This is a genomic window from Agarilytica rhodophyticola, assembly GCF_002157225.2.
Taxonomy (GTDB): domain Bacteria; phylum Pseudomonadota; class Gammaproteobacteria; order Pseudomonadales; family Cellvibrionaceae; genus Agarilytica; species Agarilytica rhodophyticola.
Window position 1 is genome coordinate 2,522,232 of the sequence record NZ_CP020038.1, and the last position, 21,365, is coordinate 2,543,596.

16 protein-coding genes are annotated in these 21,365 nt (G+C 42.3%); 15 read left to right on the top strand and 1 reads right to left on the bottom strand.

The window, feature by feature from the left end; genetic code table 11:
- Positions 1–29 precede the first annotated feature (29 nt).
- Entirely contained in the window at positions 30–704 is a 675-nt protein-coding gene (locus BVC89_RS10645; RefSeq protein ID WP_086931179.1) for an OmpA family protein, read from the bottom strand.
- A gap of 419 nt (positions 705–1,123) precedes the next feature.
- Here BVC89_RS10645 and BVC89_RS10650 point away from each other — a divergent pair, with 419 nt between their 5' ends.
- The 15 genes from BVC89_RS10650 (at position 1,124) to pilV (BVC89_RS10720) (ending at position 21,365) form a co-directional block, all read left to right on the top strand.
- Positions 1,124–1,789 (top strand): VPLPA-CTERM sorting domain-containing protein, encoded by a 666-nt coding sequence (locus tag BVC89_RS10650; protein WP_086931180.1) that lies wholly within the window; start codon positions 1,124–1,126, stop codon positions 1,787–1,789.
- Positions 1,790–2,035: 246 nt separating this feature from the next.
- Positions 2,036–3,553, top strand: coding sequence for a murein biosynthesis integral membrane protein MurJ (gene murJ, locus BVC89_RS10655; protein WP_086934577.1), 1,518 nt, complete (start codon positions 2,036–2,038; stop codon positions 3,551–3,553).
- A gap of 152 nt (positions 3,554–3,705) precedes the next feature.
- Positions 3,706–4,689: a bifunctional riboflavin kinase/FAD synthetase gene (gene ribF, locus BVC89_RS10660; RefSeq protein ID WP_086931181.1), complete on the top strand. Its 984-nt coding sequence runs from the start codon at positions 3,706–3,708 to the stop codon at positions 4,687–4,689.
- A 119-nt stretch (positions 4,690–4,808) separates the two neighbouring features.
- Complete coding sequence (gene ileS, locus BVC89_RS10665) at positions 4,809–7,610, top strand: isoleucine--tRNA ligase (protein WP_086931182.1); 2,802 nt, start codon at positions 4,809–4,811, stop codon at positions 7,608–7,610.
- Positions 7,597–8,124, top strand: a complete 528-nt coding sequence (lspA, locus tag BVC89_RS10670) for a signal peptidase II (RefSeq protein WP_086931183.1) — start codon at positions 7,597–7,599, stop codon at positions 8,122–8,124. Before ileS ends, lspA begins: the two co-directional genes overlap by 14 nt.
- 76 nt (positions 8,125–8,200) lie before the next feature.
- On the top strand, positions 8,201–8,650 hold the full coding sequence (locus tag BVC89_RS10675) for an FKBP-type peptidyl-prolyl cis-trans isomerase (protein WP_173780728.1): 450 nt from the start codon (positions 8,201–8,203) through the stop codon (positions 8,648–8,650).
- A gap of 11 nt (positions 8,651–8,661) precedes the next feature.
- Positions 8,662–9,594: a 4-hydroxy-3-methylbut-2-enyl diphosphate reductase gene (ispH, locus tag BVC89_RS10680; RefSeq protein WP_086931184.1), complete on the top strand. Its 933-nt coding sequence runs from the start codon at positions 8,662–8,664 to the stop codon at positions 9,592–9,594.
- Positions 9,595–9,765: 171 nt separating this feature from the next.
- On the top strand, positions 9,766–10,389 hold the full coding sequence (locus BVC89_RS10685) for a GspH/FimT family pseudopilin (RefSeq protein ID WP_086934579.1): 624 nt from the start codon (positions 9,766–9,768) through the stop codon (positions 10,387–10,389).
- Positions 10,389–10,859, top strand: a complete 471-nt coding sequence (gene pilV / locus BVC89_RS10690; protein WP_086931185.1) for a type IV pilus modification protein PilV — start codon at positions 10,389–10,391, stop codon at positions 10,857–10,859. Before BVC89_RS10685 ends, pilV (BVC89_RS10690) begins: the two co-directional genes overlap by 1 nt.
- Before the next feature lie 14 nt (positions 10,860–10,873).
- On the top strand, positions 10,874–11,941 hold the full coding sequence (locus BVC89_RS10695) for a PilW family protein (RefSeq protein WP_158657876.1): 1,068 nt from the start codon (positions 10,874–10,876) through the stop codon (positions 11,939–11,941).
- The gene (locus BVC89_RS10700) at positions 11,941–12,639 is read left to right on the top strand and encodes a pilus assembly PilX family protein (protein ID WP_086931186.1); all 699 of its coding nucleotides are present in this window, start codon (positions 11,941–11,943) and stop codon (positions 12,637–12,639) included. Before BVC89_RS10695 ends, BVC89_RS10700 begins: the two co-directional genes overlap by 1 nt.
- Before the next feature lie 12 nt (positions 12,640–12,651).
- Positions 12,652–17,943 carry a pilus assembly protein gene (locus tag BVC89_RS10705; protein WP_086931187.1) on the top strand — a complete coding sequence of 1,764 codons (5,292 nt, stop codon included), beginning with the start codon at positions 12,652–12,654 and terminating at the stop codon, positions 17,941–17,943.
- An 8-nt stretch (positions 17,944–17,951) separates the two neighbouring features.
- The gene (locus BVC89_RS10710) at positions 17,952–18,431 is read left to right on the top strand and encodes a type IV pilin protein (RefSeq protein WP_086931188.1); all 480 of its coding nucleotides are present in this window, start codon (positions 17,952–17,954) and stop codon (positions 18,429–18,431) included.
- A gap of 1,756 nt (positions 18,432–20,187) precedes the next feature.
- The gene (locus BVC89_RS10715; protein ID WP_086934581.1) at positions 20,188–20,826 is read left to right on the top strand and encodes a GspH/FimT family pseudopilin; all 639 of its coding nucleotides are present in this window, start codon (positions 20,188–20,190) and stop codon (positions 20,824–20,826) included.
- Positions 20,826–21,365, top strand: coding sequence for a type IV pilus modification protein PilV (pilV, locus tag BVC89_RS10720; RefSeq protein ID WP_086931189.1), 540 nt, complete (start codon positions 20,826–20,828; stop codon positions 21,363–21,365). The genes BVC89_RS10715 and pilV (BVC89_RS10720) overlap by 1 nt, the downstream gene beginning before the upstream one ends.

A 21,365-nucleotide genomic window follows, 5' to 3' on the forward strand; every position in this document is an offset into this window, starting at 1 on the left:
GGTGTCGCTTTCCTGAGTCCTTGTATTCGTTAGTTAGCCGCCGCAAACTGCTCTTGATCTTTGTTATACACTTCGATTTTCACTCGTCTTTGAAAGGCGTGTTGATCTAGGTTAGGCATGGCCGAAATGGCAAATTGAGAGCCGTGTGAGTGAACTTCTATACGATCTTCTGCAATGCCTTCATCAGTTAGGGCAGTGGCTACAGCTTTGGCCCGTTCGGCGGATAAAACATTGTTGTACTCATCTGTGCCTCTGGGGTCTGCATGGCCATCTAGACGCACGTGTAATTCGGGGTTTTCTTTCAGATAACCCACCAAAGAAGAAATACGTTGGCTATCTTGGAATGAGATTTCATCACCGCCCGTAGGAAACATCACTTGAAATTCTAATTTCTTAGCGACTCGGCTCTCAAGGCTGGCAACTTCGTGCTGTTGTCGATCTATTTTCTGTTCTAGTTGTTTGATATTGTGATTTGCTGCTTCCATCTGTATATCCGCCGTTTTACTTTTTTCTGCTAGATAAGCTCCGCCAAGTGCTCCGAGAACAAGTCCTACTGGCCCCCCAGCAATGCCACCGACAACTGCTGCTGTTGAGAATGTTGCTGCTCTTTCAACATCTTTAACTGTTTTTGATGCGGCTTGTGCAGCGGGAACGGTAAGCGCTGATGTTAGGGCTAGTGCTGAGATAAAAGTCATTGTTTTCATGGTTGTCTCTCTTAATTGTTAATTTGTTTGATATCGCTGTGTTGCTGCTATGGTGTGTATTAAACAGGAGGATTAAGACCTTCCAATGGACGTAAAAGGGCAGGCCAGTGACGGAATATGGCAAAATGTGGAAGCCTTATCTCGGTGTATAAAAAGTGGCTGTAAATTAGATCTTCATGTTGAAAAATGTTTAAGCTGCTCTTATTCGATCTCTTAACGCTTACCTTGAGCCACGTTGTTTGCGCTGTCGGCAAAATATACAGATGGGCGCCTATAATTTTTTCATGTCGCTTTTATTTTCTATTCTGCCTTGATTTATATGAAGTTTTTCTTTTTGGCATGCCATATGCATTTGTAAGTCTTAGTAAATGTTTTTATAACGTTAAAAGATTAAACGAGTGTTTTTTAGGTAGATATCGATGGCATATAAAGGTTGGTTGGCAGTTTTTGCTATGCTTTTTGTTGTACAGACGCAGGCTGTCACTGTTGACTTTGACTTAATTGATCCTATCTCCGCCGATCGGGCGCGAGGTGATTATGCGCGTGCCTTTAACTATGAAGTGGATGGTATCAACCTTAGTATCTCTGGCTTATCTTCTGGTGGTGACCGCTTTGCTCCCTTTTCGAGTTTTTCCCGCGCAAGAGTAGGGTTGTGGAATGGCTTGGTTGGGATTGAAAGGCGAGGTCTTTCTCACACCATCGATAACTTTGGTTTCGATTATGATTTCCTGGTACTAGATTTCGATACGGAAGTTAGTCTCGAATCCATTGACTTAGGATATATCGCCGCTGATAGTGACGTGTCTATCGGTGGTATTAGTAATGGTAGTTTCGTTTTTGGCGATAGTATTTTTGATGCTTCTTTAGGCACTAATCACGTAGATAGCGCCGGTGTAGTTGCTAGCCGTTGGTTAGTAGGAGCATTTCATCCATTGTTTGGGGCTGCGCAAGATTCCTACGGCGATAGTTTTAAAATTAGCCAGCTTTCTGTCAATGTGAATCCAGTGCCTTTACCTGCCGCTTTTTGGTTTTTTGCCACAGGTCTTATTGCTTTCCTTGGTCTGCGTCGCAGAGCGAAGATATAAAGTTTTTTTGGAGTGTTTGGAGTCCTTTAAGCGGTCTACGGGTCGCTTTTTTTTCGCCCAAATAATCTTACCCTTTAGCAATACCGTACACACGTTTCGGCGATAGCTCTTGATTCGTCAATATAAAAATGGCTCAATGCGGGTTTTTAGTAAATTGAGTAGGGTATTTTGGCAACGCAAACGGATGCATCCAGTTCTCAACCGAGTAAAAAAAGTCTTTTAAAATCCAGTGCTGTCGTATCGTTTATGACCATGCTTTCCCGTGTTCTCGGGTTAGTTAGAGATATAGTTTTTGCGCGTTTTATCGGAGCAGAAGCCAATGCCGATGCCTTTTTTGTAGCTTTTAAAATCCCCAATTTCTTTCGTCGTCTATTTGCCGAGGGTGCATTTGCCCAAGCGTTTGTTCCCGTATTGTCTGAGTACCGTACTCAAGGGAGTTACGCGGCTGTCCGCCACTTTATCGACCGTATCTGCGGTTGTCTTGGTATTTCCTTAATTGTTTTAACAAGCTTTGTTGTTATTGCTTCTCCTGCTGTGGCAGCAATTTTTGGGATTGGCTTTTTGCTTAATTATCCCGAAAAGTTTTGGCTAACATCAGAGCTCTTGCGTATTACCTTTCCCTATTTAATGCTGATATCGTTAACAGGCTTAGCGGGTGCTATTTTAAATAGCTACGATAAGTTTGCTGTGCCTGCAATTACGCCAGTGTTTTTAAATATTGTGCTTATCATGGCCGCGGCTGTGGTTTCCCCCTGGTTTGAACAACCTGTTTTTGCGCTAGCATGGGGAGTGCTGATTGCGGGTATTATCCAACTGCTTTTCCAAGTACCTTTTTTAATGAAATTGGGGCTGTTACCTCATCCAACAGTAGATTGGTCCGATGAATCTGTGCGTAAAGTACTTAAACTGATGGCACCTGCGATGTTCGGTGTCTCTGTCAGCCAAATTAACTTATTATTCGATACTGTTTTGGCCTCTTTTTTACCCACAGGTAGTGTTTCTTGGCTGTATTTTTCTGACCGTTTAGTTGAGTTACCGTTAGGTGTCTTCGGTGTCGGCATTGCCACGGTGATATTGCCAAATTTATCTCGTCAGCATGCCAGTGGTGGTAGCAAATTTAGCGACACTATAGATTGGGGAATTAAATTGATACTGCTGATAGCAGTGCCGGCTTCTATTGCCCTGATAATACTCGCTAAACCCATTCTTTTTACGCTGTTTCAGTATGAAAAAACGTCAGTTAGAGCGATTAATATGGCCAGTCTGAGTTTGCAAGCTTACGCTTTGGGGTTAACTGCATTTATGTTGATCAAGGTGTTAGCCAGCGGTTTCTTCTCTCGCCAAGATATGACTTCACCTGTGCGTATTGGTATTATTGCAATGCTGGCAAATATGGGATTTAACTTGGTTTTTGTCTTGCCTTTGCATTTTATCTGGCAGATTGGCCATGTGGGTTTAGCCCTGGCAACAGCAGCTTCCGCTTATCTGAATGCAGGGCTATTGTTTCTCAAGCTTAAACGCGACCAAATATACATCAAGCCCCACGGTTGGTCATTATTTCTTCTGCGCTTGTTACTTAGTAGTGCTCTGATGGCATCGATGCTGTTGCTTGTGCAACAGATGTTACCAAGCTTTGAGTCGCTTACATGGTGGCAAAGGGTGACAAACTTATCCATTTACGTGGTTTGTGGTGTGTTTACTTACTTTGTTGTCTTATTTTTGAGTGGCTTACGCCTACATCATCTTAAACTTCACCTTGACTAGATGATCCTGAGCGATGGCTACTGTATACTCCTGCCTTCGTTAATTTGGGCTTATTTTGTTTTTGGGTCTGTTGACACTCATTAAATTACACTCCAGCAGGTGGAATTCTATCAGTGTCAACATATTCTAAGTGACAGGCCCCAGTGGATATCATGAGGCAGCAAGAGTTTATAAAAGGTCTACATAACCTTAAAGCGAGACATCAAGGTTGTGTGGCAACTATCGGTTCGTTTGATGGCGTACATCGCGGTCATCAGGCTGTTTTGCAGCAGGTGAAAGATAAAGCCAAAGAGCTATCCCTACCTTCATTAGTAATGGTGTTCGAACCACTACCTTATGAATATTTTTCGAAAGAAAGTGCCCCAGCGCGCCTTATGCGTTTACGAGAAAAAGTACTGGCGCTTTTTAACAACGACATCGACCGTGTGTTATGTTTGAAGTTTAACGAAGCCCTGCGTTCACTTACTGCACAAGAGTATGTTGAGAAAGTCCTGGTGGACGGTATCGGTGTTAGGCACTTAGTCATTGGTGATGATTTTCGTTTCGGCTGTGATCGATCTGGCGATTTTGAGATGTTGATCAAATCCGGGCGAAGTCATGGGTTTTCTGTCTGTGATACAAATACCCAGCTTGAACGTAACGAACGTATCAGCAGTACCCGAATTAGAAAGCTACTAGCGGATAACCAGCTTGATAAAGCCGGCGACTTATTGGGTAGATCCTATTGTATTTCTGGACGGGTTATTTACGGTAAGCAGCTGGGACGAACCCTCGGCTTTCCCACCCTCAATATAGGACTAGGGCGTCACCGATCACCGGTGCAGGGGGTTTATGCTGTGAGGGTTCAGCGGGGTGTTAATAGTGGGCTTGTTGCAGCAAACTCGATCGCTGAAAATACTCCAAAGCTTTGGCATGGTGTCGCTAACGTGGGGGTGCGGCCTACGGTTGATGGTGTGTCTAAGCCTTTGCTTGAAGTGCATTTGCTTGACAGTAATATCGACCTCTACGGTGAATTTTTAACAGTGGAGTTCCAGCACAAAATTCGTGAAGAACAACGCTTTTCAGGGATTGAACATTTAAAGTCGCAGATACAAAAAGATGTCTATTCTGCGCGGGAATACTTTGAAGCCAACTAGATCTCTGTGGTACTGGCGATAAGCAAGGATGAGCACGGGATGCATGTTTCTTAAGGCTTAAGCTAGGCTTTAAAATGTATAAATACTCATATTAATTTTTGGGATGTATTGAAATACTTATGACCGATTACAAGTCGACTCTTAATCTACCTTCTACCAAATTTGCAATGAAAGCAAATCTTGCTCAGCGTGAGCCACAAATGCTCAAACGTTGGTATGAGCAAGATATTTATGGGCAAATACGCAAAGCCCGAGAAGGTGCAGATAAATTTATTCTCCATGATGGCCCTCCCTACGCCAATGGAGAAATTCATATCGGTCATGCAGTTAATAAAATTCTTAAAGATATTATTATCAAGTCAAAAACATTAAGTGGTTATGATGCCCCTTATGTGCCTGGCTGGGACTGCCACGGTCTGCCTATTGAAAATCAGGTGGAAAAGAAGATTGGTAAAGCGGGTGTTAAAGTTGAGTTCGCGCAGTTTAGAAAAAAATGCCGTGAATATGCGGCGAAACAAGTGGCTGGGCAAAAACAAGGCTTTATTCGCTTGGGTGTCTTCGGCGATTGGGACAACCCTTACCTTACAATGGACTTTAAAACTGAGGCAGATATTGTTCGGGCTCTAGGGCGCATTGTTGACAACGGCCATTTGGTAAAAGGCTATAAACCTGTTTACTGGAGTGTTGCGGGTCGCTCTGCTTTAGCTGAAGCTGAAGTCGAGTACCAGGATAAAACTTCTTACTCTATCGATGTTAAGTTTCCAGTTGTTGATGAAGCGGAATTAGTAGAACGTATTGGCGAATGCGGTGGTTCAGGACAAATCTCGGTAGTTATCTGGACAACAACACCTTGGACTTTACCAGTTAATCAGGCAGTAAGTTTAAATGCCGAGCTTGAATATGTCGTGTTACAGCACGGTGACCAGCGTCTAATTGTGGCTGCAGCCCTGAAGGATTCCGTTGTGGCTCGCGCCGAACTGGGAGATGTTGAAGAACTTGCCCGCTTTAAAGGCGTGGATGCGGAAAATCTTCTATTGCAACACCCTTTTTACCATAAGAAAGTGCCAATCATTCTAGGCGATCATGTCACCACTGATGCAGGTACTGGATGTGTGCATACAGCACCGGATCACGGTGTTGAAGACTTCAATGTTGGCAAAAAATATGGCATTGGAACGATTAACTATATCGACGATGGTGGCTACTATCGCGAGACGGTGCCTTTGTTTGCTGGGGAACATGTCTACAAAGTTGATGAAAAAGTTGTTACAGCTTTGCAAGAGCATTCCATGTTGTTGCACCAGGAAAAGTTTGTACATAGCTACCCCCACTGTTGGCGAACCAAAACGCCGCTGATTTATCGTGCTACACCGCAGTGGTTTATCAGTATGAGCGCCAATAAATTATTGGAGAATGTTAACAAGTCAGTCGACAATGTTCAGTGGATTCCAGACTGGGGCGAAATGCGTATTAGATCTATGCTCGAATCGAGCCCAGACTGGTGTGTTTCTCGTCAACGTACATGGGGTGTGCCCATTACTTTATTTGTGCATAAAGAAACTGAAGAGTTACATCCGAGAACTTCTGAACTAATTGAAGCCGTAGCCAAATTAATTGAAAAAGATGGTATGGAAGCATGGTTTGAAGCCGATCCCAAAGATTTACTTGGTGATGAAGCTGAGCAATACAATAAGGTAAGCGATACCTTAGATGTATGGTTTGACTCTGGCGTTACGCATTTCTCAGTGATGCAGCAACGTGATAATTTGGCTTACCCTGCAGACTTATATCTTGAAGGTTCAGATCAGCATCGAGGCTGGTTCCAATCCTCATTAAAAACGGCAATGGCTATTAATAACAGCGCACCTTATCGCCAAGTATTAACTCATGGCTTTGCTGTTGATGCCGATGGCAAAAAAATGTCGAAGTCTCTGGGTAATACGATTTCACCGCAAAAAGTGATGAACGATCTGGGCGGAGATGTATTGCGCTTGTGGGTAGCTGCCACAGATTTCAGTGGTGATATGAGTGTTTCTGAGGAAATCTTAAAACGTACAGCAGACTCTTATCGTCGTATTCGTAACACTGCACGTTTCTTTTTATCTAACTTAAGCGGCTTTGATCCCAAGCAGCACCTTCTGCCTTATGAAGAACTCATTGCTTTGGATAAGTGGGCAATTGATTGTGCCGCGCGTTTCCAAGAGGACATTCTTGCCGGCTATGATAGCTATCAGTTACATACGATTTATCAGAAGCTCCATAACTTCTGTGTGGTAGATATGGGAGGGTACTATCTAGATATTATTAAAGATCGCCAATACACCACGCAGGAAAATAGCCGAGCGAGGCGTTCTGCACAAACAGCGTTGTATCACATTGTCAATGCGTTTGTACGCTGGATTGCTCCTATATTATCTTTTACTGCCGATGAAATATGGCAAGAAATTCCTGGTGAAAAAGACGGGCCTGTATTCGCCGCTACTTGGTGGCCTTTACAACGCTTATCTTCAGACAGTGAATTTTCTAGTGAGTATTGGTCGTTTATTGCGGAAGTAAAAACTGCTGTCAATAAGGTTATCGAAGAGAAACGTAATAGTGAAGGCTTGGGCAGCTCTTTAGCCGCTGAAGTTACCCTCTATTGCAGTGACGATGTCGCTACAAAGCTTGCTAGAATTGGTGATGAACTACGTTTCGTACTGATCTGTTCATCTGTGGCGGTAAAACCTTTTGAGCAGGCTAATAATGCCGTGTCTGCAGAGGTAGAAGGCTTGCAGATCGCAGTGACAAAATCTGAGCATAAAAAGTGTGCCCGTTGTTGGCATTTCCGTGAAGATGTGGGCGCTGATGAAAATCACCCGGAAATCTGTACTCGTTGTGTTATGAATATTGAAGGTGACGGTGAGCCGCGTGAATTCTGTTAGTAGTACACATAGGTTAAGCGAAGTTTTACCGAGAATACCATGGAAGTGGTATGCGCTTTCGTTCGTGATAATAGTATTGGATTTAATATCAAAAAAAATAGTGAGCGATTCATTTGAATTGTATGAACGCTTAAATGTTTTGCCCTTTTTTGATATTACTCTTCGTCACAATAGTGGCGCGGCCTTTAGTTTTCTAGCCGGGCAGGGCGGTTGGCAAATATGGTTTTTTAGTATTTTATCCTTTGCTGTGAGTGTCGTCTTAATCGTGTGGATATTCCGTGCGGCGCAAAAAAACATCTGGGAAGTTTTGGCTTTATCCTTAGTTCTTGGCGGTGCCGTTGGCAATTTATACGATCGAGTAACGCTTGGTTATGTTGTTGACTTCATTTTAGTGTATTACCAGGAATATCAGTTTCCAGCATTTAATGTAGCGGATTCAGCTATAAGTGTTGGTGCGGCAATACTTATCTTGGATACTTTGTTTAACAAAGAAAAAGAAGACAAAGACAACTAGCCCCTGCAAATATCTAGTACCTGCAAATATATTGAGAAAGTGTTTTTGCCTAGCGAATTATTATAGGAGTGCGTAATTGAAAGATTTGATCGTTGGAGAAGGCATGGATATCACCTTGCATTTTTCGCTGCAGATTGAAGGTGGGGATATGGTCGACTCAAATTTTGATAAAGAACCTGCCACTTTTACTTTTGGTGATGGAAGTTTGTTGCCAGGTTTTGAACAAGCTCTAGTAGGTATGAAGGCAGGAGCTAGAACACAAGCCATTATCGAACCAGAAAAAGGCTTTGGTCAATCTAACCCTCAAAATATTCAGATTTTTAAACGCGATTCTTTTAATCAAGATATTGAGTTGGCTGTTGGTTTGGTATTGTCTTTTGCTGATGCTGCAGGCGGTGAATTGCCAGGTGTGGTTGCTGCTATAGGTGATGATCAAGTCACTGTCGATTTTAATCATCCACTGGCAGGTAGAACCATTATCTTTGATGCACAAATTATCGGGATTAAACCTACAACAACTCACTGACTTATAAATCTATGGAAATTAAATTAGCTAACCCTAGAGGTTTTTGTGCAGGTGTTGATCGTGCGATTGATATTGTTAATCGAGCGCTAGATGTATTTGGTGCACCTATTTATGTTCGTCACGAAGTAGTTCATAACAAGTTTGTTGTGCAGACACTAAAAGAACGCGGTGCGATTTTTGTCGATGAACTTAACGATGTGCCGGATGATGTGATCGTTATTTTTAGTGCGCATGGTGTGTCTCAAGCTGTGCGTAAGGAAGCTGATACTCGCGGCTTAAAAGTATTTGATGCTACTTGCCCGCTGGTAACAAAAGTACATATTGAAGTGGCCAAGTACAGTAAAGAAAATCGCGAGTGTATTCTGATCGGACATCATGGTCATCCTGAAGTTGAAGGTACTATGGGACAATATGACGATAGCAATGGCGGTGCGATTTATCTGGTAGAAAATGAGCGCGATGTAGAGAGTCTGGTAGTTAATAATGCGTCTATGTTGGCCTATGTCACCCAAACCACATTATCTATGGACGATACTGCAAAAGTTATCGACTGTTTGCGAGAGAAATACCCTAAGATTGAAGGTCCGCGTAAAGACGATATTTGCTATGCGACTCAAAACCGCCAAGATGCAGTGAAACAATTAGCTCTGGAGTGTGATCTAGTCTTGGTTGTCGGTTCACCCAATAGCTCAAATTCAAATAGATTAAGGGAGCTTGCTGAACGTTGTGGTGCCGTGTCTTACCTTATCGATGGGCCAGAAGAATTGCAAAGAGACTGGTTCACATCGGCAAAATCCATTGGTATCACTGCAGGTGCTTCTGCGCCTGAAGTACTGGTAGCAGACGTGATCCAAGGTTTGAAATCCTTTGGTGCTAATGACCCGCAAGAACTTTCGGGTAGAGAAGAAAATATAAGCTTTTCTTTGCCCAAGGCGCTTCGATAACCTTTTCCTAGTTTATTTGGGCGAACATTTCGCCCAACCCCTCCCGTTTTTCTTGTGATGCTCATCACATTTTATTATTTTTGTGTCTTTTGATGCCCCGCTTGTCGAACTTTTGTACCGGTTATCCTTTTTTGATTATATTTATCGAATCTGCTTGTTAAAGTAAAAATCATGAAAAAGATAAACGATCAAAACGGTTTTACTTTAATTGAGTTGATGATCACTTTGATGATTTTGGCTGTTCTAGTTTCTATTGCTGCTCCTTCCATGCAAGACAGTGTTAAAAGTAATACGGTAATTGGACTTCAACGAGAATATCTCAGTGCCTTCAACTACGCTCGATCTGAAGCTGTTAGCCGCGGCAGAATCGTCAGTATGTGTGCAAGTACCGATACTCAGACTTGTAGTGGCACTGCTAATTGGGCTGAAGGTTGGTTGGTGTTTGTCGACAATGATGACGACGGTAACTATGACGTAGCTACTGAAGAGATATTGAAAGTATCTCAAAGGCGAGGCTCTAGCAGAGTGAGTTTAGTTGATGCTGATAATACTGCTACGGATTTAACTTCTTATAGCTGGAACTTTCGCGGTTTTTCCGCTAACCGTCAACGAGCGTTGATGGTGTTGTGCGATGAGAGCAGAGAGGTGAGGTACGCAAGACTCGCGCGCGGTTTATTAATAGAGCTTTCAGGACGAGTTATGTTGAGTCGTGATGCGGATAACGACGGCATTCATGACAGCTCTTTTGAAGATAATAACGGTAATGTGACATCACAAAATTTGGATTGCACCTAATGATTAATTTGAAAGATCGTCAACAAGGCTCGTCACTTATCGAAGTACTCGTGGCTTTGTTTATTTTAGCAGTGGGCTTGCTAGGTGTTTTAGCTATGCAATCACGTGCAGTGCAGCTTAATCAAAATGCTTATCTTTATTCCCAAGCAGCAGTGTTGGCCAATGATGTTATGGAAGCTATGCGAACTTCGCCAACATCTCTAGGTACTTACAATATTAATTATGGCGATCCTTCGCCGAATTCTCCCGCGTGTGCAACTGCTACTGCAGGTTGTTCATCAGAAAGTGATATTGCTTTATGGAATGTGTCCCAATGGCGTAACAATATTGAAAACTTATTGCCTGGTGGTCAGGGAGAAATAGCGCGTGTTGGCAATGATATTTTTATCAGGGTACGTTTTCAAATCGGCTATAACGAATTAACCAATCAAGCTATAAATGATGAAGTTGTTATGGTGAGTGGGCAGTAGTTATGAGGTTTTCTATGTTTAATCGCCAACGCGGTCTATCTTTGGTTGAACTTTTGGTGTCAATGTTTATTAGCGTCGTAGTGCTAGGGGGGGTGGTCAGCGTTATTCAATCAAGTCGCAGTACCTTAACCAATGAACAAGAAGCAAGTTTTATTCAAGAAAATGTTCGCTACGCGGTGGAAATTTTATCGCGAGATATTCGTTCAGCAGGTAACTTTGGATGTGCCGATAAAAATAATGCCCATGTTGCTAATCTTGTCGACGGCAATATCAGTGGCTTATTTTCCGAAGATTCAATCGTAGGTTATGAGGGAACTGCCAGCACCGCAGGCTTTCCTGCTATCTTAGATCAGGCTGACGTAGGGTCAGATGCAATTATCTTGCGCTATGCTGATAGTGATCGCTCGGTGTCCATTCAATCCCACTCAACCGGTAGTCAGAGTTTTAATTTGCACGGCGCAAATACCCACGATTTTGAGCAGGGCGAAAAAATAGCAATAGTCGATATTAGTTGTCGCCATATTGGTATTTTCGAAAATACCTCTGCGAACAATGCAGCTACAGCTAACTATGGGGCTGGCAGTTCTCCCGGCAATTGTTCAATTGATATCAAAGTGGCGGGAGGTGATATTAACTGTTCTGGAGCGGGCGGTGGGGTAGTTGATCCAGTAGGCTATCGTAATGGCTCTTTTCTAATGCCCTATGTTGCCAACGCTTATTATATTGATGATTCCAATGTTGTACCTAGTCCACCAGGTATGCCTGGCATTCCTGCTTTAAAAAGAAGAGTGTTATCTGACAGTGGTTTTCGCACGGAAGAATTAGCTCAAGGAGTGGAGAGTATGGAGTTGCTTTACGGCGAAGATACTGATGCAACTCCCGATGGTATTATCAATGTATACCGTAATGCTGATGACGTAGCTGATTGGAATAATGTCATTGCCGTACGTTTTAATTTGGTGTTTCGTTCGCAACGCGAGCTGTTTGAAACCAATCAGCTGATTACTTTAAATGGCCAAAATTATAACGATCGTTATTTACGTCAGCTTGCCAGCTCGACAGTGCAGATGAGGAATCGCTAATGCACATATCACCCGATAGTAATTATAAATATTCTTTAAGAAATATTGAGCTGAAAAAAAATCAGCAAAACGGGGCGGCGCTAATTGTCGCATTAGTGATGTTGGCAGTTATGACAATTATCGGTGTTGCCAATATGAACTCTGCCAGTTTAGAGATGAAGATGATCGCTTCTACGCTAGATCGCAATAAAGCATTTTCAATTGCTGATGCCGGGTTGCGAGCAGCGGAAAGCTGGTTAGCAAATTCTGCAAATATTAAAGAAAAAGATCTCTACGTAGATACATGTGATCCCAATGTTAATAATTGTTTTACAGCGAATTGTTCTGAAGGCCGTTGTTTTGAAGGTGTGTACAACGAAAATGCTATTCCTAACTTTAGACGCTTTGGCTGTGAAGTTTTTCCTAGTACTTCCACTAGTCAGCGCACCGCTTTTTGGCGTAACCCAGATGTATGGAATGATACTGGTAGGCATGCAACAGTGAATGTTGGTACTGATACGGTTAAGTATATTGTTGAATTTCTCTGCTTCGTGGATAAAGGTGATTCGTCCTCAGGTAGTGGCCCAATTCCCTTCGACGCAACTACGCCTAACAATAACAACGGCGATGCCTTATTTCGTATCACCGTATTTTTTGATGGCGATGGTGGTAGGGCACCTGTGATGTTGCAGTCGAATTATGTGTTTCCATTGAGTTAATGGTAAGTCGTTATGAAGATGTATTTCAAGAAAAAAAAATTAACTTCAAAAGCTAAAGTAAAGCATCTGCTAAAGCATTGTTTCTACTCCATTACGGCTTTGGCATGTATGCTGGTGACGGCACCGGCATCTAGTCAGGTGGTTGATGATTATACGCTGTTACCGCCTACTGTAGTGGATTCGACAACGCCACTTGTGATGTTGGTTATGTCGCGAGATAACCAACTGTGGCACAAAGCTTATAACGATTATTCTGATCTAGATGGTGATGGAATTTTAGATACTACCTATAATGATGGGTTCGAATATTACGGTTATTTCCATGCCGACTATTGCTACCAGTATTCAAATTCTAGTGGCGTGTTTTCGCCTGTAGGAACAGTATTAAACCTTGCACCTACTCCACCTCAAACTAGCCATAAATGCTCAGGCGCCTGGAGTGGAAATTTTCTAAATTGGATGACCACAACACGAATTGATGTCGTACGTAAGGTTTTGTACGGTGGTTATCGTCTTACTGATACAAACTCTTCTACCGTTCTGCAACGTGCTTATGTACCTTCCGATAACCATGCCTTTGTTAAAATTGTTGCTAATAGTAATATAGATGGCACTATTTCTGACTATACGCCCATTACTGGACGGGATGGGGCTAACGATGTTCTCAGTTTTTGTAATGTCACGGATGTTGTGTCGGGTAGTTCCCTATCGAGAAATGTAAACGTAGCGTTTAATCCGCCAAAACTTAAAGTAGCTATTGGTAACGAACTCGCTTGGGCTGGTAGTGAAACCAGGCAGTGCCAGTATGAAGATGAAGGCGGCCCAGCCGCATTTTCTGCGCGACGTCCAAATTCTGGTGCTATCTCAGGTATACCTTCCAATAGTGAACTTAATGTACGTGTTAACGTATGTGTTGCTGGCCAAGATGCTGATGCGATGCATAATAACACCTGTCAAGAATATACCGATGAAGTCAGTTCGGTAACAAATGTGAAGCCTTTCGGTTTGCTGCAAACGTATGGCGAAGCAGGCACCTATAAATTTGGTTTAATGACAGGGAGCTATACCAACAACTCCCAAGGTGGCGTACTAAGGAAAAATATTTCTTTTTTAGGTGGTGAAGATGCTACACCGGCTGATATTGAAATAGATAGTCAAACAGGTATTTTTGTTAATCAAACAACTAGTAACGAAGGTATTATTAACACTCTTAATCGTTTACGCATTCAAGGTTGGAATCATCAAAATGCTCGCTACGATGACTGTAATGCTCCGGGTATTTCACAAAATGATTTTCTTAATTCAACTAATGGCGGAAGGCAATGTCGCGACTGGGGTAACCCCCTCTCAGAAATTTATTTAGAAGCACTGCGCTATATCGGTGCGGCTTCGCCTACCACAGCTTTTCAGGCAAATGACAGCGGAATCTTACCCGGGCTTGGTCAGGTTTCATGGCAAGATCCTTTTGACCCTGCGGCTCCATGTTCTCAGTGTTCTATTATTGTGTTATCCACAGGCTTAAATAATTTCGATGGCGATCAACTCAATAGTGCTTCAAGTTTGCCGGGCTTTAGCGCTGCTAATATGCGGGCAGAAACAGATAGGGTTGGTGTTGCCGAAGGTGTGACAAGTGGTACTCATATTGTCGGCGTCGGTACATCGGGTGGTAATGTTGATGTGTGTGATGCGAAGTCTATTTCAAACTTTAGCAGTGTTAGTGGCCCGTGCCCTGAACTGCCTTCTTTAAATGGTACTTACAACATCGCTGGCGCGTCTTTTTTTGCGCATCAAAATGACCTGCGTCCGGATCTAGATGGTACTCAAGATGTTTCCACCTATACCGTTGCCCTTGCCGAGTCATTGCCGAGCTTTCGGATTCCTTCTGGCAGTTCTAATGCTATTACTATTGTTCCTACATGTCATTCCAGTTCCAATGGTGCATCTAATGAGTTCAGTCCCGCATCTGCATGGCGAGTGTGCAGCCTTGTGGATTTGACTGTTGTTAGGCAGACACCAGAATATGGGCGTTTTGTTATTGCTTGGGAAGATTCACCTTGGGGAAATGACTATGACCAAGATGCGTATTCAGTAATTGAATACTGTACCGATGGAAGTGCATGTCCAGATTTGGGTTATAACGATGACAATCCGTTTTTTTCAAATGGTGCTCCTGGTAATTTTTTTCAAAGAGCTTATTACGACAGATTTGAAAATCAGCCTGGATGGCAAAATCGAAGTGATGTAATACAAATTCGTGTTTCGGTACCTGCCGCGTCTGCTGGTTTCTCGATGCGTTTTGGTTACACCGTTAATGGTTCTCAGTTAAGTGCCTTTGGAGATGATGACGGTGCTTACATAAACGAAATTGTTCGCTATGGTGGCTATAACTTTAACTCTCTTAATTTTGCTATCCCTGGCTCAGACTTTTCTTTAGCGCAAAATAATAGAGTTATCTGGAGCCAGCGTGCGCGGGCATTTCGAGTCGGCGCCGCATCCAGCAGTGTTAGTTTGTTAGAAAATCCATTGTGGTATGCGGCCAAGTATGGTGCCTTTGATGACTTTGACGATGATGGGCTACCCGGCCCTGTTGCCGAATGGGACAAATTAGATATTAACGGCGACCCGGCCCTAGACAATAGTGGTAATATTGTGGGTGACGGAATTCCTGACTCATTTTTCCCGGTCAGTAACCCTGCAAGTTTGCCACAGGCGTTAAGATCGGTACTGGCAAACATTAGCACGCGTACATCATCAGGTAGTGCCGCAGCGGTAAATGCACAAACTGGCAGCGGTGAAGGTGCTATTTATCAAGCGCTTTATTCTCCGCGTCTAGAAAACCGAAATGATAATGGAACTATCGATGCTGTGACCTGGTTTGGTACTGTAAATGCTTTGTTTATCGATAGTCGCGGTCGCATTCGAGAAGACCTAAATCAGAATGGAATACTAGAGAATGGCGATCGTATACTGACATTTCAATTCGATCCTGTGATTGGGGAGACCATGGTGCAAGCCACTGAAGTACAACCTGATGGTAGTACGGGTTCTCCTGTAGGTACTCCCTTCACATTAACGAGCGATGAGTATAATCCTATTTGGTCTGCGCAAGAAATGTTAAGGTCTCTTGCTACTTATACCAACAATAGGAGCTCTTATGAGAGCTCTGCATCTAGTGGCCGCTATATTTTTACTGCCTTTGATCGTGATAATGATGGTTTAGTTATCTCGCCTGAGTTCAATGACACTAACCCTGGTTCGACGGCAGCAGTTGATGGTGCTCATCCTTTTGTTAGTGATACCTTTGCACTTAGCGGTAATACGGCGAATGATCACAGGCTGCTCGGCTTTGAAGGTTCTACAACTGACGCAGAAGTTGAAAACCTGGTGAATTTTATTCGCGGCGAAGAAGGCATTCCCGGAACACGTTCACGAACACTCAATGGCGAATCTAATTTGTTAGGTGATATTGTTAATTCCACCCCTGAGGTCGTGGGGGCTCCGCGAGAGCCCTACGCTCTGCTATACAACGATGACTCTTATCAAAATTATATTAACCAGTATGCGAATCGACGTAATGTTCTGTATGTAGGGGCTAACGATGGTATGTTGCATGCGTTTAATGCAGGTTTCTTTAATCCTGAAACATCTTCTGGTGGCAACATAGGGTTTGAGACTGCTGGCGGCAATGGTGCAGGTCATCCTCTGGGAAGTGAACTGTGGGCCTATATTCCCTACAATGTATTGCCGCATCTTCAATGGTTGGCCGCACCTAATTATCCTCACGTCTATTACGTGGACGGCCCTGTAAGAGCTTATGATGTCAATATTTTTGCTCCCGATGATGTGCATCCAGATGGTTGGGGGACGATTATTGTTGCCAGCATGCGCTTTGGCGGTGGAGATTATTCTCTAGACCACGATAACGATGCTTCTACTCCCGATATTACAACTCGCTCGGCCTATATTATTATGGACGTGACGGATCCTGAGCGGCCACCTGAGCTTATCGCTGAGATTACTGACGAAGATCTTGGTTTTACTACATCTGAGCCGACAATTGTTAAGTATCGCAGAGCTCGCAGTAACGGCTCTTTTTCTGGTGCCACTGAAAATGCATGGTACCTTGCTTTTGGCTCAGGGCCTGCCGGCACTAATTCTTCTTCTCGTTTATCTGCGCTTAACTCTGCCGTAAGTAATAAGTCGGCAAAAGTGTATTTGTTCGACTTAGTGAATCGAACATTAGAACCTGAAATAGAACTTACCGATTTATCAAGTAACCCTGAAGCTAATAGCTTTACTGGCGGGTTTGAAGTTGCCGATTGGGACTTAGACTATCGAGATGACGCAGTGTATTTTGGACTTGTTGGTGGTACGCCATCAGCTCCGACAGGTAAACTAAAACGCGGGCGTGTTACCTCAGCTTCAGGAGATAACCTTTCCTTCAATTTCTCTCGAGATCTTTACAACGAATCTAATCGTGCTTTTAGTGCTAAACCCCGAACTGTGCGAGATGTTAACAATGATTACTGGGTATTTGCCGGTACCGGGCGGTTCTTCGTAGCAGAGGATAATCTCTCGACTCAGCAGCAATATTATTACGGTATTAAAGAACCCCAAAATAGTGGTGGTTCTGCATCTCTCTCAGCGACTATTCCTGACAATGACTTGGTCGACGTGACAGATGCCGATGTATTTGAGGACGGGCAGGTTCGTGGCCCTGGTCTGAGTGATCTGACTTTATCTGGCGGGGGGCAATCAAGGTCTATCGAAATCTTTAGTGACATACTTGATTTTGTTTCAGAAAATGATGGGTGGCGGTTTGAATTTAGGTTGCCAGGCATTTTGCGCCACACACCTGGTTCAGGAAACTTAATGCGCAATACTACCCAAGCGGCTTTAGCCGGTACCTCTTTGGTGATTACATCCTATAATGCAACGGGAGAATTCTGTAGCTCAGAAGGGGAGGGCTTTTTATTTACTCCTCACCTCGGTGCTGGAAGGCCAGCACCTTTTGCTCCTGTAGGTACAGACCCGCAAACATTTTTGCCCTCTTTGGAAGATCCGAATGTCAACGTTGATCGGGTGTTACAAGGTGTTACTTTAGGGGTTGGGATTCCTTCTGATCCAACGGTTTCTCAATTTGGTGAAAGTGATGGTAACAGTGGTGGTAATGATCCTTGCCAGGGTTATCAAGTATTTAGCCAATCCTCTACTGCTGAAATTAGCTCGACCAACTTGGGTTGCCAAGGTTTGCCTGCCGGACGACGCGGTTGGCGAGAAATTCCTATTGATTTTAATTTATAGTGAGTATCATGTTTAAAAAATTGAAACAGCGTAAATTAACTCAGCAGGGCTTTAACTTAGTTGAGCTATTAATCGTGATAGCCATCATTAGTATTATTGCTGCCATTGGCTATCCAAGTTATCAAGACTCGTTAGAGAAATCCCGGCGCACTGATGGCAGAGAAGCTTTGTTGCGTGCAGCAGCACTGCAGGAGCGTTGGTATCTTCAGCGCAATCAATATACCAACAATATGCTAGATATTGGTGGTGCCGATTCAGAAGAAAGATACTATACATTAGCAACTGCGTTTAATTTTAATGGTGCCAACGATTGTAGCGCAGCTGACGAGAGGAGATGCTTTACATTGACTGCGACTGCTCAAGGTGTGCAGGCGAATGACGAGGAGTGTATACGCTTAACTATCGATAATTTGGGGCGGAAAAGATCATTTAGGGCCGGTGCTGGTACTGCCGGTGAAACCACTAATACAGGTAGATGTTGGAACTAATCACCTTCTAATAGGCTTAGCAACAATTGTTGAGCCTATTTACCCACTTCCTTCTTGTTTGTTTATCTCTGTCCTATGCTGTTCAAATAAGCCGTACTCTGATGGCTATTTCTGGCCTTCCTTAAAGTTCATGAGTTATTACTAATTCTTGCTTACTTAATATGCTTCCAGTGATGTAGGTAGCTTTAAAACTTGAGCTTAGGAATCATTGCCTAGATTTACTTAATCGCGCTTCTCATGGCTAAACTAGCATGCTTTAGGGAATAACATAGGATTGATGTAATCAGTGTCGATAGGCTTAGTATTAACCCGACGGCAGTATATGTTGGTTTAATAGTGACGCATGGATACCCGCGCGCGAGTCTCTTAAAATTAAGCCGCTAAGATAATCGTCATTAGATAGCCATTTGAATAACTTTATTTAAAGCCCGTCTTGCCTACCGAAGATTTTCGGCGAAGCGTCCTCGTCTCAATAGTCTACGCTGACAAGACCATTGTTAGAGTAGTTTGGCCCAAAGTTGATTACTCTTATGTTATAAGCCTTAAGTTAATCTTTTATTTATTGTATACCAATACATTTGCTACTTAGGTGATAAGACGAGAATGTATATTTTAAGTGATATGTCATTAGTTATGCGAAGATTTTTCTTTGTAAGATAAAAATCAGAAGGATTATATTCTAGTAGTGTCTTGTATAAATATCACTTGCCTTTTTTATGTTTTAAATATCTAGTGCGATAATTTTCCGTGTCGCTTTTTTATGGAAGTTATTTTTGAAAAATTATACATTTTTATTTTTTATAAAAAGTTAATATGTTAATTAAACTTTAGAAAAATAGATGATTTAAATCAAGAGTTTATTTTTGTATTAAATGTTTTTGTCTTTGCTAATTTTTTGAAAATAGAGCCAGAGATCTAGTATCTGATGTTTGCTATTTAAAAAATTTACTTCTTTAATTGCACCATTTTATTGTGGTCTATATAACTAAATTGATGGTTATTGCGTTATAGACTTTTTAGCCAATATCATTGATTCTTTGTATTATGCGAAAAATCGAACATATCGATATCGGTACATGCTTTTCAATCTTGGGGATAGTGAATGTGTCACATAATTCATTTTTCAAATGTTTATAATAATTAGTGTCAGTTAATTATCATTGTATTTTAAAAGCGGTTTTGGGTTTGTCGAAATTATTGATTTTCTATTGTATAGGCGTTAGTGGATAAACATCTAATAGTTGACGGCTTGGCTTAAATAAGTGATTGGCTACTTAAATTATTTTGTAGAAACATTAAATTTGGCATAAATGACATCTGCGATGCTTACCGAATATTAAGCGCTGATGTATTTTTGAATGAGCTTTGCTTGTATTGATGTTTTGTCTAGATTTTGTTTATGTGCGCTGTTGATTTTTTTGCATTATAGTTTTTGTTTTTTCTGGTAACTTATATGGTATTTAACTTGTTTAGTACCTAGTTTAATATAGTACTTATCTAGTACTAATCGCTTAGTACTTATTGGAAGTGTATTGTTAATTAATCGGAAGGGAAGCCTTGTATCATGGTGTGTTTAGTTTACATGTTCTCGCTTTGAATTTTTTCCTAATGAATTTTGAGATATTTTTATCTAGACATTTTTTAACTTGAGAACTACATCATGCTTTATTATTTTGCTCTCCCATCTGTTCTCATTTTTATACCGCTTATCCTTTTTTGATTATGTTTAACTAAGGCGCTTGTTACAGTTAAAATTATGAAAAATATAAACGATCAACATGGATTTACATTAATTGAGTTGCTCATCACTTTAGTGATTTTAGCGATTCTAGTTTCTATCGCTGTACCTTCTATGGAAAGTTCAGTTAAAGGAAACACAATACTCGGCTTGCAACGTGAATACTTAAGCGCTTTTAATTATGCGCGCTCCGAAGCGGTTAGCCGTGGTAAAACGGTAAGTATGTGTCCTAGTTCAGATTCATCCACTTGCAATGGTGCAAATTGGAGTGATGGTTGGCTGGTGTTTGTTGACAATGGCAACGGTGCCAGTGGCGGCAATGGCACTTATGATGCTGCCAGTGGTGAAGAACTGTTAAAGGTTGCACTGCTGACAGGAAATAGCAGAGTTAGCTTTGTGGATGCGGATAACACAGCGTCTACTTTGCCTTCTTACAGTTGGAATTTTCGCGGTTTTTCTGCAAGTCGACAGCGAGCTTTAATGGCGATTTGTGACGAGCGCAATGAGGCGAGATACGCAACATTCGCCCGAGGGTTATTAATTGAGCGTTCGGGACGTGTTATGCCAAGCCGTGATCGAGATGCTGATGGCATTCATGACAGTTCTTTTGAAAATAATACCGGAACCGTAGTATCACAAAATCTGGATTGCTCTTAATGATTAATATAAAACATCAGCAAGGCTCGTCGCTTATCGAAGTGTTAGTAGCGTTGTTTATTTTAGCAGTGGGTTTACTGGGCGTATTAGCCATGCAATCACGTGCAGTACAACTCAATCAAAATGCCTACCTTTATTCTCAGGCTGCGGTGTTGGCCAATGATCTAATGGAAGCGATGAGGACATCTCCATATATCGATGCACTAGACGATTATGAAAGAAACTTTGGTGATGCTATACCTACCGAGACTTGTGGTCTTTCCCCACCTGGATGTCCCAGTAGGGTAAGGCGAGTGCCTGTACCTGGTCAGCCCATACCTCAGCTGCAAGCGCAGCAAGCTCAAATTGTGCAATGGAATCTTTCTCAATGGTTAAGCAATATTGAAGGTGCTTTACCAGGCGGACAAGGAGAAGTGCAAATTACTGCTCCTAATACTGATGGTGTTAGGGGAGTCACTATTAAAGTACGTTTTCATATCGGCTACGATGATTCGAATACGCCTATCCAAGATATCGTAACAGTAGTAAATGGCATTTAA